The following is a 14,170-nucleotide window of genomic DNA, read 5'->3' as shown; positions in this document are numbered from 1 at the left end:
ATATGTCAGATATAATTTTTATCTAGTTTAGTGCCCCATCATACTTTTGTTTAATTTCTTCTACCAACTTCACTTCATCAGGATTATTTTTAGCCCAAACTTCTCGGTGTTGACGAATTTTTTCTAGATGGGATTCAATATTTTCTGAATTAATTAAAACTCCAAAATCCTTTGGAACTTCTTCTTCTTTGTAAGACAGGATTCTGTTCAAAATTAAATTCCCTACTTTAGGAGTGTAATGAGAATTCTCTGTATAATTTTCCATATTATTATGAATAGCTTCAGTTGTGACACTGTTATATCCAGAAAAGTCAAAGACATCACTAATTTCTACAACTTTACGTTTCCATTCTTCAAAAGTTGACCACTGACCAGAACTTTTAATAATTTCCCATTGAGTTGCATGAGCAGGAGAAATATATGATATTAATTTAATTTGATTTTCTTTACATAAATCGACTACTTTTTTGAATTCATCTAGTAATTGAGGAGATACTTGAAATATTGTAGAGTAACCTACATAATAATTATTCATAATTCTTTCAAATCTAGACTTAGTTTTTTTCGGGTCAACATTTAGATAAGGTATAAATCCATTTTCTCCATCAAAAATATTATTTGGCAGATTTTTATTACTATCAATTAATGTTTCTTGACTTGCCAAAAAGGCATCTAAAGAGAAAGTAATATTAAGCAAGTCTTCCAAGAGAATATATTTTTTTTCTAGTCTCTGCTCAGAAAAATTTTGCCTGGTTCCTATCAACGAATTAAACATAAAAAAATCTAAGCCTATAACAACTAAGTCTAATTCCTTCTAATTAGCGATCGCGTGTTCTAAATAGCGTCGTAACTCATAGAAATTTCCCTTAGTAAGTGCTAAATTATCAGCCAGCTTATAATTTTTTAAAGCTAGATAGTTAGGATCTATAGCGCGTTTTGTTCTCGATGAACCCATAAAAACTGTTACAGGTTTAATGCGGATAACATCAGTTGCTTTAAAGAGGCTATCACTATTATCTTTCCGAGGTTTTGAATGATTTATTCCTAAGAAATTGGGAGTATTAAATACATCATAAGGATCGACAATAATATTAAATACTCCCACAGTAACTACAGGGAGAAATACTGATACTAAAAATAGCCAATTATATCGACGATATTTTTTTCTATTTACCATATATTTTTCTAATTTTTTAGCAGTTAAAGGTTGATATAAACTATAACTAAGTTGATTATTTGAACTCATATTTTATATCCAAATCAAAGTAGATTTTAGTTAATTTAATATCTTAAACATAATTTTTATCTAGTTTAGTGAGACATCATATTTTTGTTTAATTTCTTTTACTAACTTCACTTCATCAGGATTATTTTTCGCCCAATTTTCTCGGTCTTGAGGAATTTTTGCTAAATGTGATTCAATATTTTCTCGATTAATTAAAACTCCAAAATCCTCTAAAAATTATTCTTCTTTATCAGAAATAAGCCTGTTCAAAATTAAATTCCTTACTTTAGGAGTGTAATAAGAATTATCTGTTTTTTTGGGAGGATAAGCTTGGGAGTATGTAGAACTAAGTTGATTATTTATGCTCATAATTTATCCAAACAATTTAAAATTGGAAATAAAGAAATTCAGACACACGATTCAGCGATAATAAAGCTAAACTTGTCAAAATACCAATCCAAACTGCCCACCACCAAGTAGGTTTTAACTTTGCCAAAATTTCCTGAGTATTTGGTAGGAAACTTACAGAAAAGGTTAAACCTATTAAACCCAAAATTGAGAAAATTTTACTCCCCAAAAATTCCGGCAAATAATTCATATCCGACCAAGATTTGAGCTGAAAACCAAAATTAGTTAACACAGATAATTTATCTTTAGCTTCCCCTGGTATAACAACCCCATTTAGACCTGCCATTGTCTGTAAAATATCTAGACCATCTTGAATATTTTGCGATCGAAATAACACCCAACCAACAATAACAGCAACAAAAGTAATTACCCACGCCAATACTTTCGGCATCGGAATATTTAACTTTCGCCAACCATGATTTATACATAAATATGTACCGTGTAAACCTCCCCAAATTACATAAGTCCAACCTGCACCATGCCATAATCCACCTAACAGCATTGTTGTCAAAAGATTACTATAACTACGTACTTCTCCACGACGACTTCCACCCAGGGGAATATATAAATAATCTCTCAGAAAATTGGATAAAGTAATATGCCATCTTTGCCAAAAATCACTAATAGAAGTAGCCTTGTAGGGAGAGTTAAAATTAATCGGTAATTTAATATTAAACATCAACCCCAAACCTATCGCCATATCAGAATAACCAGAGAAATCAAAATATAGCTGAAAGGTGTAACTTAAAGCTCCTACCCAAGCTTCAATAAAACTCAACTCATAAGCATTATTAAAAGCTCCTGAAACCCAAGGCGATATAGTGTCAGCTATCAATACTTTTTTACACAATCCCAAACTAAAAAGACTTAAACCCAAAGCCATATTTTTCTGGGAAAAAATAAAATTACGCAATTGACGAAACTGAGGAATAAGTTCATCATGGCGTAAAATAGGTCCGGCAATTAATTGGGGAAAGAAAACCACAAAGAAACTATAAGTAAGTAAATCATAATTAGTCTCTCTTGTTTCCCCACGATAAGCATCTACTAAATAAGCTATCTGAGTAAAAGTATAAAAAGAAATTGCCAAAGGCAAAATAATTTGCCCAGCATTCAAATTTGTAGAAACTACTGAATTAACAGTATCCAAGAAAAAGTTCGCATATTTATAATAGGAAATTATTGCTAAATTAAGAGCTATACCTACCCAAAGTAAAATATTTGCTCGCTTACTTTCCGGTTTAGCTTCAGCAATAAATTTACCCATTTGATAATTCCACAAAATAGAAATTATCAGCAGAGGCAAATAAGCAACATTCCAATAACCGTAAAAAGCAAAAGAGCTAGCAGTCAACCAAACCTTAGCAGCTTTAATTAAACCAAACTTGGTTAAGGCAAAGAATACAATCAGAGTTAAAGGTAAAAAACCAAAGATAAAAATATAAGAGTTAAATAACATACCAGGGCAAACACATCTTATTTTTGAAGTTTTTGTAGGGCAAGGATGTAATGGTTCTAAGTATTTATACTCATTACTCTTCTAAAGCTTAACGGTAGAAGGTTCCAGAATTTAGATGCGTTTTCCCTGAATTAAGATACCTAATCACTTTCTCCGATACGATTTTGCTAACAAATGTTAACAATGCACAGCAAGATAGCCTGCTGAGGGGGTATCTCCCAAAGTCTACAAGAAAACCTGTAGACGCTTTTTAAACACTTACATCGTCTTGGTTATCGACGTTCGCAGAAGTTTTAATTACTTGACCATGCTAGGGGTAACTTATCAGGATAGCGGTTACATAGTGGCCTGGTGCGTGCACCACAAACTACTCTGTCTGCACATGATTATAGCACAATCTATGCAACTATATCGGTATAACTATATCAACGTATATGAATTTATGTGAATAAATATTAGCAAATCAACAATAGTTAATCAACCCTAATTATTTTCTTGGTCATCTGAACAAGATTTTTGCATGACACTTTTCTTTTCCACAGTTTGTGTTTCCCCTGGTGGTACAGTTCTCTCATCCATAAAGAAAATATCGAAACTTTCTAATTTTTCCGAACCTTCATTCTTTTTATTCCATTCACGACAAACATAGTCTGCATAATAAGGATAAAGTTTTTTACCTATAGCTCGATTGAAATTTAGGAAATAAGTCCGCCACTGCATATTAGAATACAATTTATTAAATTCTCTTAGAGTTGGTTTATCCCAACTTAAAGGCTCTCCTTTTTTATACAAAACATCAACTTCTTTACCATTTTTCAACTTACCAGGAATAACATGCCAACCATCATCTCTAGGTGGAGCAGGAGCAAAGATACTCCAAGATTTATCTAATTTTGTCACCTTACCAAAAACATCTAACCTTTGTACAATCCGACGTTGAAATAATTTGTGAGTCTTAGTAATTAAATCTTGCTTTTGTACTTTTCTTCTTTGATAGGTTTGTTTGACAAAACTTTTAACGTTCCAAATAAAAGTATAAATAATTAGTAAAAATATAATGATATTTAATCCGCGATAAGGACGTATATTTAAAGGACGAAATTGAAGAGGTTTAGTAAAGTTGCCAGCAAATTTTCTATTATTGGCAATAGTTTCATAAAATTTAGTTCCAATTGGCATGATTGATGGTAATCCCATCACAAAAGCCAAAGGTTTAAATATAGGAGACAAACTAAATACATAAACTAAAGCTTCCCATTTAAAAAGTCGATTTTCTTGCCAGTCTACCACTACCCAAGAATTTTTATCCTGCATATCAGCATAGATAGATTCATCAGTTTGACAAGTCGTTAATGGCGTTCCCGGTAAAATCAAAAAAGTGCGTAGCAGATAAACAACTTTCTTACAAAATCCACAGTCTTTATCATAATAAATCTTTAATCCTTGCCGTTCATTTGTCTTAATTTTTTCCTGCCAATTATCCCATACTGGTGTAGGAATCAAAGCCAACCAACTAACAATACTTAAAAAAGGAAATATTCCTATAGTAAAACACAAACCAAAAGTAATATGTAAAAGAATAAATGAAACAACAGCAAAGGAACGGAAAAACGTAATTCCAAAAGGAATAAAAATCATCCAAGGTCCTAACCATTCAAACCAAAGAGCTGCCCAGGTTAGTAACTTTAATATAGGCTGAGGAAAACTTAGTAAAAATTGCCCGAATGTTGTAGCATACCCATCAAAACTCAAAGAATAATAGACAGCATCTCCATCAGGCCACCATAATTCACTTTTTGTTTTATATGCTGCTGAACCTGCGTAAATAAGCACCATTTGTGCCATTAATGCAAAAGTAGCAGCAGAACAAATACGTTTCGGTAATTTTTCTGTTGATGAATTCAATGCACTATCAATTGAATAGTTTGCTCCCAATGGTAAGAACATTGACCAAAAAAGTAGCACCCTTAATACATCATCTCCAGCAAAAATCAGGGTAGGATTTCTATTATGAATAGAAATAATAAACGCCCACATAGCAATAGTTGCTAATCTAGTTCGATATCCTACTAACAAAGCTATAGCTATTAATCCTGCAAATAAGAAAATTAACCCCTGTACAAAAGCTGCACCACTAATTGAATTTATTGACCAATACAAAGGACTTGAAATTTCCTTGAGTAATGTTCGAGGCAATACTCCAGCATCACTATAATGAGCTGTTAAATCTCCAGCACGGATAATTAAATCTGTGATAATTATTAACGCTAACCCTATTCTAAATAGGGCAAGCGATCGCAAATCTAAACCAAACAATTTTTCCAGTGTGGCACCTAAATTATTTTTTTCCTTTTCCATACTTACTGTCATTTTAATTATTTATAGTAATTTCATTTGAGTTGCGTAAAAAACATGGTTGCTTTTAGGCAACAGGCAACAGGCAACAGGCAACAGGTAAGAAGGTTTGCCGAACTTTTTACTGTTAGCAAATAACTAATTCTTGTTTGACATATCATTTGAAAATGCTATAGTTATTGACTGTATTAAAATTATAAATTATCTATTTATCTCAATTTTTTGTGACTAGCTGATTTGCCAAATAAATGTTGCCACCAAACTTGTAATCTATGGCGAATAACTTTAAATTTGTGAGATAAAGTAGGTAATCTTTGAATATAAACTCCTAACCTAACCAAAGCAGCAAAAGAGCCAGATAAACTAATACCAAAACTAGAAATAGCTGCCGTATTCATCCCCAAAGTAATCATCTCTCCCAAATGTAAATAATGAAACGGTCTTGGGCGTTTATTATTTAAAGTTTTCCACAGATTTTTTGCTGCTTGACTTGCTTGTTGATAAGCAACTTGAGCTGTTGCTGGAAGTTGTTGATTATTGGGATATGAAATCTCCGCAACATCTCCTAATGCAAATACTTCTGGATAGTCCACTAACTGTAAAGTTGGCTCACAAATAAGTTGACCTCTAGAATTATGAGAACAATCCAAATTTTTCACCAACTCTCTCATTTGAGTTCCCGCAGTCCATAATATTAAATCGGTGGGGATAACAGCAGTTTCTCCAGCTTGCAAAATAGTGATTTTGTCAGTTTCAATAGCATTCACACCTGTCTGTAAACTGATTAAAACATTTCTTTTATCTAAAGCTCGTTGAGCATTTTTCCGAGTAGCAGGAGTAAAACTTTTCAGAATTTCCTTTCCTCTTTCTATCAGACGTATTTCTCCCCTTTTCCCTAATCTATCTGCTATTTTTCCTGCTAACTCTACCCCACTCGGACCCCCACCTACAATACTTACCAGAATTTTTTCTTGGCTAGAATTTTCCAAACTTTGTAACTTTTGTTCGAGGCGTTGAGTATCAGCTAAAGTTCTGAATGTCAAAACATTTTCTGCACCATTTGGTATTTTTCCATTAGTGACACCCACAGCAATAACTAAATAATCATAAGGCAAATTTCCTCCCTCTAAAAGTTTAACTTGACTAGTTTTTAAATCAATATCTTCAACCGTGTCTTGGCAAAACTGAATGTCTTTATTTTTGAGTAATTTATCAAAAGATGGAGCTATTTCCCAAGTTTTAAGTTCATCTGTAATCACCTCATAAAGTAAGGGAGTAAACACAATATGATCCTGTGAATCTATTAAAATTATTTGACAGTTTTTATGTTTAAATCCCCGAAAGCTTTGTAAATACAATGCTGTATAAAGACCGCCGAAGCCACCGCCTAAAATACAAATTTTTGTAGCTACATTACTTCCTTCGACTGTTTCAGATATTTTTCCAGTTTCCACAGCTTTTAATATTGATAATTATTGATTTTTGGCGTTGGTGAAAAGAGGTATGATATCTTGTCCGGATAAGAGCGCGAACAAAAAACTTTCCCCTTCTATTCCTTATTTCTTTTTCTTTATTCCCTCCTGACTCCTGACTCCTGACTCCTGACTCCTAAATAATTAAGATTAATATCATACCCTAATTTACCAGCGCCGATTTTTTACCTATTCTATAAAAATTACTCCTGACAAATCCCGATATGAAAATTTTCAGGAAGCAGCCTTCAACAATTAATTATTAATTATTAATTATTAATTATTAATTATTAATTATTAACTCTCCTTGAAAAAAAGAGAATTAACTCAAAATAATTTTTTTTCTTTTTTCTCCTTTAAAGGAGAGGCTTTAAATCTTAATTATTCGGTAATTTTTTTTAAATTAACTTCAAAATTTTTACAGGTATAGCAATTTACTCTGGCATATTTACGCATTATTTTTTGTACATCTTTTCTAGATTGCACTTAATAACTCTAAGTTGTAAGTACCTGAAAGCGCATTGCTATAATTATATTTTTGAATCAAGTCATATAAAACTTTTTGTCAGAGCAAAATGTATTAGTACCTAACCAATTTTACTATTCAGAATTCTCCTTGCCACTATTGTTTTCATACCCTAACACCTAACCCAAAGTTTTAATATGATAGTAGAGCTTGTTTTAACCTCCATCGACCGCATGTTTGGTTTTACTGAAATATTTCTTCAACCGATATACATCAACACTCCAAATTAAAATCAATATGATCGCATTTAATCTGTTAACCATTGTATTTCACGCCCCAAAAATTTTTGTAAATCCAAAATATTCTTCCGGAACAAATGTTTTAAATCTAATCATTAGACATCTTGCAGAAGTCAGGGAATAGGGTATTGGAAATAGGGAGATGAAATTATTGATTTGATATCTTAAATTGATTTAATTAACACTTTTACCGAAAATTTGTGGTTCAAACCCTTCTCTTTTAAGGGGATAAAAATAAAAATTTTCCTTTGAGTCAATCCTATCCGTTTTAAAGGAGAGGTAATTATTAATTATTAATTATTAATTGTTGAAAAGAGTTCTATTAAAACTCAAAGTAAATAAATTCAGAAGGAATAGTTGCCCCCAGTAAAATAGTTAAACCTAGCAGACCCCTAGATATCCAAGGAGATAGCAATAACTCATACTCATCTCGCTGCTGCCAAACTGCCAAATGTTCTAAAAATAATGCCCCGATCGCCACAGCTAAAGTAAAAACTAAAGCCCAAGCCTCATTTATGCTATAAGAGCTAAAAGCATCGATCACCCCTGAAAGTGAATAAGCTCCAGGTGTAACTAAAGTTACTAACTTAGTACCCAACCTACTAATATTAGTTTCCATAAAAAATAAACAGCCTAGAGTCACGGACATAAACGTCAAGGCCCAGGAAACTAAATCAGTTCTAGAAGTCCATCTACCCACAAACCTCTGAAAAGGTCTCCCGGCATATCTGATTGCCAATAGTAATGCTCCGTGGTAAGCTCCCCATAAAATAAAATTCCAGGCTGCCCCGTGCCAAAAGCCTGAAAGAGTAAATGTTATAAATAAATAAAATGGTGCCCATTGTTTATTTGCACCCATCAAAGGAATAAAAACATAGTCCCTAAACCAGTTACTCAGAGTAATGTGCCAACGTCGCCAAAATTCTTGGATACTGACAGAAGTGTAGGGTGCCAGAAAGTTTAATTCTAGTTTAACTCCCACAAATCTAGCGATACCAACAGCCATAAAGCTGTAACCACCAAAGTCAAAATATATTCTTAAAGTAAACAAAAAGGCATGAAACCAAACTAACAAAGCATTTGTTGCTTGCTCTAGGTCTATATATGGAGTAATGTTATCTGCTAGAACAAATTTCATAAATAAACCTAGAGATAACCATCGCAAACCTAATTCAAAGTTTTCTACAGTAAATTTGAATTTAAAAGATTCTAACTGGGGTAATAATTGTTTGCGTCTTTCGATTGGACCTGCTACAATTTGGGGAAAAAATGCGATAAAGTTGACGTAATCTATGAAATTAATTGGCTTTTTCTTTTTCGCTGTAAAAGAATCTACAACAAATGCCACCATCTGAAAAGTATAAAAAGAAATCCCTGGTGGAATAGTCTTATATACAGGTAAAGGAAAACTTTGTTGCCAATTATTCGGAATTCCTACCACTAAACCTACTACATCTTCTACAAAAAATGTGAGATATTTAAAGTATGCTAATACTGCTACATCAAATACTATTAAAAATGTAGCGATCGCCCTTGACTCCCAACCACGCCTTTGCAACATTAGTCGCACCATTATGTAGTTGAAAATCACCTCAAATATAAATACGGCAAAACTTTTTAAACTAGCATTTAAAAATAATGTTAGTGATAATACCATCAAGCCAATGGTATCAAAATAATCTTGCCAGAAGTTTAACCTTTTTCCTAGAGCGCGGATGGTGAAGAAAGGCACACTAAAAATCAGCAGCACCCACCAGAAGGAAAAATCCGAAAAATTCAATTAACTATTTCCTCCTCTATACTTGATAGCAACCTATCCCAATAAATTATGGTATGAGGTATTTGTCAATCTCTGAAATATTGAAATATTTTTTAGTTACCAAAAGCAATTTTATTATTGGTAACTAAGATTTTTAATTTTATGAAGATCAAGTCTTAATATATACTAAAAATCATTAGTATAACTAAGTAAAAATTCAGCCGTGAGCCATCAGCTATCTGCTATCTGCTATTACTTTTGGTAAACATTCAAAGCTGTATTAATTCAGCCCGGATTAAATCTTACTACAAAAGTCGTTAAGTCTATTTAAATTTAAACCCTATCCTCAAAAGCAGGGTCTTATAGCACTTGAAGCAAAGGTTAGAACAGCTCAAGAGTCTAAAACTTAGACCAGGTGTAAGATTTTTCCTTTTGCCTTCTGCCTTCTGCCCTCTGCTATATTGCTGTTTGCGTAGCATCCCGCAGGGAACTGCTGACTGCTCATAGCTAAATCCTCACATAACTAAGAATTTTCTCCGGGGGTTCTTCAGTTATTTTATGAACCACTTACTCCCTTCCAAAAACCACCCCAACCTTTACCAGATTTTTCAGCAGTTTCTTCCGCTTCTTCTGTTTTTTCTTCAGAGCTTGCCAAATTTTCTAATGCCTCAGAAATATCAAATTCAGAAACTAAATATTGAGCAGATTTTTCTATAGTTGGATAATCCCAAAATAAAGTAGAAGGTAACTCTAATTCTAGTTCATCTTCCAGCTCACCAACTAGAGTTACTGCATCAATTGAGTCCAAACCATAACGAGTTAAAGGTTCGGTAAATTCGATAGTACTTTTGTCAACAGACAATTGTTCTGCTAACTTTTCAGCAATCCACTTTTGTAAGATTTCTAAGGGGGAATTTTCTGTTTTTGCTTCAGTATTAAGCGTGCTGGAGTTCTGAACTTGCATTTATTTTATTCTCCTGTTTTTTAGTTTGTGCTAGTTGAAAAGGAACAATAGAAAAGATTTTATTTTCGTTATCAAGTTTGAGCATTTCTTGAGTAACTTTTTCCCAATATAATTGGTCTACTTTTCGTGAATGCCCAAAAGGTTGCAGTAGACGATTTAAACATAGTACCAACCACTCACCACCTGCAAAAAACTCACCCAGTATTTCGCGGTTATAAATCCACATATGCAAACACGCAGCAGCAGCGTGTAAAGCACAGTATTTTTTAGCTATTTCAAATAATTCTGGTGACTGGTCGTGACCAAACTCAAATGCTGAATTAGCAATTTTTTGGTCGTGAGCGTTTACTTCTTCAATAATACACTCAGTCAGTGTAGTAATTTGCTCTAAAACTTTAGTATTTATGTTAGCAGTTTTTAAAGCTTTTAACTGTTCTAAAGCAATTTCTAATCCTTGTAAAGCATCATCAGATCCCCGTCCTACAATTTCCAGTTTTTCTGGTTCAAAAGTAGGCAATTGTTTCTCCAAGGAAAAGATTATTTCCAGACGAGATTTAATTGCTTCCATCTTAGCATAATTCCGTCTAGAACGTTGTTTTGTTAACTGACGAAACTGTAAAATTAGAGAATGCAAATTAACAACTGTACTACCATCAAATACACTAATAATTGAGTTATCTCTCAGCACTTTTTGAAACATTCCCCAGTCATGTTCTTCCCGCATATAAAAACGAGAACCTAACACCACTGAAATATTATTAATCATCGTTTCTAGCTGAGTAGTAACAAAATATTTCACCACTGCACCCCAGACACTAAATTGTCCAGGAACAACATGAAATCCTCTCGCTGCTCCAATTGTTTCACAATCACCAATTAAGATGTCTAAAAAGGCTTCAGTCAAAGTTCTGCGAGGTTGAGGAATATCTAAAACTTTTTTGTTGTAAACAACTCGATTGATCGCAAATTTTAATGTAGTTCTTAAGGCTGTGTCAGCAGCTCCAAGAGAAAAAGCTGCACACAAAGTTCTGGTAATTTGAAATCCTTTCAGAGCTACTTCTAGACCGGATCCTTCTCCCTTAATCAACATATCTTCAGGAACAAAGCAATCCTTAAAACCTATCCCACTCATATCAGAAGCACGAATTCCGTGGGTAAGGATTTTTGGTAAATTGTAGTAATTTGCTGGGTCTAGTCGGCTTTTTTCTACCATAAATAAAGACAGACCTCTAGCTCCTCCATCCTCTTGGTCTGTTTTTGCTAATATATAAGAAACTCCAGAAATAGTTGCACGATTTATCGGCCACTTTTCCCCATTCAGTAAATAACCTCCAGGAACTTTTGTTGCGTTCAAATCTCCACCAATTAGGTCAGCACCATGTTCCTTCTCTGAGTAACCAAGGCACATTGCCCCATGTTCATCTTTAATATAGGTTGCTAACTTTTGCTTTTGTTCGTCTGTACCTGCCATCCAGGTAATAAAAGACCAAAATAAGGTAGTAAAAGCAATTCCAATTGTTTGGTCGCGTCTACACAAAACTCTAACAAAGGCCAAAAACTCTTCAAAAGAAGTAAACTCCCCCCCACAATTAACAGGGATATAGTGGTGTTGTAACTTCCAATTATAGAGCCACTCAATTTCCTGATGTGGAAATTCTTCACTCTCATCAATTTCAATTACTCTCTTGAAAGACATTGTACTGTCTGGATTTTGTGGATCGCCAAGAGCACGCTCTAACTCTTCAGCTACCCAATATTGCTTGAGTTTATCCATGCTAAATCTCCTATTTATCTAGGTTAAATTTCTAGCTATTTTTCATTTGGGATGCTAATGACTCAACTTCTTCTTGTAACTTTCGATACTTGGAGGTTAGTTGAGGATTTTCACTCCAGTCAGATATCACGTCTAGGGTTCCGGCCAAAAAATTGGAACGACAAGCACGACGTTGAATCTTGCCACTAGCAGTCTTAAGAATATTTCCTGACTTAGCCAAAATTACAGCATAAGCTTGTAATTCATGGTCTTCTGAAACAGCTTGGCGGATATCATTGATGACTTTCTCCGTATCCAAATCTTGAGTGCGACGTTCTACCTCTTGAACAATGACTAAATGTTCATCACCCCTAACTTCGACTGAAAAAGCAGCACCATAATCTGGACGAAGTGCCGGATGAACCTGTTGTACTGTCCACTCAATATCTTGGGGATAGTGATTTGTACCTCGGATAATAATTAAATCTTTAATCCTACCTGTAATATACAGCTCACCATCTTTCATAAATCCTAGGTCTCCAGTCCGCAAAAACGGACCTTCCCCACTATCTTTGATGTAAGCTTGGAATGTTTCTTTAGTAGTTTCTGGACGTTCCCAGTAGCCTTGAGCTACACTGGGGTCTGATACCCAAATCTCTCCCACTTCATCAGTAGCACATTTTGCTAAAGTTTCTGGATTGACAATAGCTACCTGAGTTTCACAAACTAAGCGACCACAAGATGGATAAGCTCTTACCCCTGTCGCATCAGGAGAAACTTCTACAATTTTATTTTTTTCTACTAGATCTGTTGCATCTATAGTGCAAAGTACTGGGTCTGTGAGTTTAGGTTTGGCTGAAACCAGTAAAGTATCTTCTGCTAGTCCATAACATGGAGCAAAAGCATTCCAACGAAAACCACAAGCTGAGAAAGTTTTGTAGAAACTCTCCATAACTTTTGGGTTAATAGGTTCTGCTGCATTACCTGCTGCTTCCCAATTACTAAGGTCTAAAGTAGATAGTTGTTTTGGCTTAACTCGGCGAACACAAAGGTCATAAGCAAAGTTAGGTGCTTGAGAGTGGGTCGCTTTGTAATTTGACAGAGCTTGCAGCCATCTCAGGGGTTGCTTCACAAATGAAAATGGGGACATTATGTAGCATGGAGTTCCATTATATAGGGGTTCCATCATTCCTTCCACTAACCCATAATCGTGGAAGAAAGGCATCCAGGTAATAGTTTTGCTTTCTGGTGTGTACCCACAAGCTCTCTGTAGATAGCTTAAGTGATGAATCAAATTTTTGTGGGTCAGCATTACCCCTTTTGGAGTAGAAGTAGAACCAGAGGTATACTGCAAATACGCTAGTGTATCGCCAGTAATACCTGGATCTTTCCATTCCTGAGCTATTTCTAAATCAACAGATTCAGTATCTATCCAGCGCATTGTCTCGAACTCAGGAAATTCATCAGCCACTTCTTCTACAAGGGAAATAATTGTGGCCGTTGTTAGCACCAGGGAAGCTTGAGCATCTTGAACTATGGCTCTAAGTCTAGGCAAAGTTCGTTTGAGACGACCTGCTTCTGGAGGAGGTACTGGAATTGCGATTACTCCAGAGTATAGACAACCACAAAAAGCTGCTATTGCTTCTAGTCCTTGTGGATAGAGTAGTAAGCCTCGTTCTCCTTTGACTTGATGTTTTTGTAGCAATGCTGCAATAGCTCGTACTCGATGCTCTAGTGAAGCATAAGTAAAGTTTTCCCCTTCTTTTTTGCCGTCAACCAAAAAAGTGTATGCTAGTTTTTCTGGTTGTTCTGCTGATAAAGTTTGAAGTAGGTCTATTAGGGTGGAATATTTCACTGTCTCACTCATTAGAATAGGAGAAGTATTGGCTTGTATATTCAGATATTATTTGGTTATCTGGATTGGACTTAGGATTTTACTTTAGATTATTTATCCTGAGTAATACACCTATTAGAATGTAATTTTAGTGACATTTACTTATTTTGCTTGAG

At 34.4% G+C, this 14,170-nt stretch carries 9 protein-coding genes; all 9 read right to left on the bottom strand.

Features of this window, described 5'->3' with window-relative positions:
• Positions 1–22: 22 nt before the first annotated feature.
• The 9 genes from F6K06_RS21105 to F6K06_RS21065 all read right to left on the bottom strand — a co-directional run bounded on the left by F6K06_RS21105 (position 23) and on the right by F6K06_RS21065 (position 14,027).
• Positions 23–775, bottom strand: a complete 753-nt coding sequence (locus tag F6K06_RS21105) for a hypothetical protein (protein WP_124143987.1) — start codon at positions 773–775, stop codon at positions 23–25.
• Positions 776–814: 39 nt separating this feature from the next.
• Positions 815–1,246: a hypothetical protein gene (locus F6K06_RS21100; RefSeq protein ID WP_124143986.1), complete on the bottom strand. Its 432-nt coding sequence runs from the start codon at positions 1,244–1,246 to the stop codon at positions 815–817.
• Positions 1,247–1,610: 364 nt separating this feature from the next.
• Positions 1,611–3,092 (bottom strand): MBOAT family protein, encoded by a 1,482-nt coding sequence (locus tag F6K06_RS21095; protein WP_287242953.1) that lies wholly within the window; start codon positions 3,090–3,092, stop codon positions 1,611–1,613.
• A 483-nt stretch (positions 3,093–3,575) separates the two neighbouring features.
• Positions 3,576–5,450, bottom strand: a complete 1,875-nt coding sequence (locus F6K06_RS21090; protein WP_287242952.1) for an HTTM domain-containing protein — start codon at positions 5,448–5,450, stop codon at positions 3,576–3,578.
• Positions 5,451–5,656: 206 nt separating this feature from the next.
• Positions 5,657–6,901, bottom strand: a complete 1,245-nt coding sequence (locus F6K06_RS21085) for an NAD(P)/FAD-dependent oxidoreductase (protein ID WP_124143984.1) — start codon at positions 6,899–6,901, stop codon at positions 5,657–5,659.
• A 1,105-nt stretch (positions 6,902–8,006) separates the two neighbouring features.
• Complete coding sequence (locus F6K06_RS21080; protein WP_124143983.1) at positions 8,007–9,464, bottom strand: MBOAT family protein; 1,458 nt, start codon at positions 9,462–9,464, stop codon at positions 8,007–8,009.
• Positions 9,465–9,999: 535 nt separating this feature from the next.
• Positions 10,000–10,407, bottom strand: a complete 408-nt coding sequence (locus tag F6K06_RS21075) for an acyl carrier protein (RefSeq protein WP_124143982.1) — start codon at positions 10,405–10,407, stop codon at positions 10,000–10,002.
• Positions 10,379–12,181 carry an acyl-CoA dehydrogenase gene (locus F6K06_RS21070; protein ID WP_124143981.1) on the bottom strand — a complete coding sequence of 601 codons (1,803 nt, stop codon included), beginning with the start codon at positions 12,179–12,181 and terminating at the stop codon, positions 10,379–10,381. The genes F6K06_RS21075 and F6K06_RS21070 overlap by 29 nt, the downstream gene beginning before the upstream one ends.
• Before the next feature lie 31 nt (positions 12,182–12,212).
• A complete protein-coding gene (locus F6K06_RS21065; RefSeq protein ID WP_124143980.1) occupies positions 12,213–14,027 on the bottom strand; it encodes a fatty acyl-AMP ligase in 1,815 nt (604 codons plus the stop codon).
• Between the last annotated feature and the right edge of the window lie 143 nt (positions 14,028–14,170).

Source organism: Okeania sp. SIO1H4 (assembly GCF_010672695.1).
GTDB lineage: Bacteria > Cyanobacteriota > Cyanobacteriia > Cyanobacteriales > Microcoleaceae > Okeania > Okeania hirsuta.
This window is presented reverse-complemented; position numbering and strand designations above follow the sequence as displayed.

What these genes read in the sequence shown, in the direction of transcription:
- F6K06_RS21105 (WP_124143987.1), bottom strand. Translation starts at nt 775, where the DNA reads ATGTTTAATTCGTTGATAGGAACCAGGCAAAATTTTTCTGAGCAGAGA.
- F6K06_RS21100 (WP_124143986.1), bottom strand. Translation starts at nt 1,246, where the DNA reads ATGAGTTCAAATAATCAACTTAGTTATAGTTTATATCAACCTTTAACT.
- F6K06_RS21095 (WP_287242953.1), bottom strand. Translation starts at nt 3,092, where the DNA reads ATGTTATTTAACTCTTATATTTTTATCTTTGGTTTTTTACCTTTAACT.
- F6K06_RS21090 (WP_287242952.1), bottom strand. Translation starts at nt 5,450, where the DNA reads ATGGAAAAGGAAAAAAATAATTTAGGTGCCACACTGGAAAAATTGTTT.
- F6K06_RS21075 (WP_124143982.1), bottom strand. Translation starts at nt 10,407, where the DNA reads ATGCAAGTTCAGAACTCCAGCACGCTTAATACTGAAGCAAAAACAGAA.
- F6K06_RS21070 (WP_124143981.1), bottom strand. Translation starts at nt 12,181, where the DNA reads ATGGATAAACTCAAGCAATATTGGGTAGCTGAAGAGTTAGAGCGTGCT.
- F6K06_RS21065 (WP_124143980.1), bottom strand. Translation starts at nt 14,027, where the DNA reads ATGAGTGAGACAGTGAAATATTCCACCCTAATAGACCTACTTCAAACT.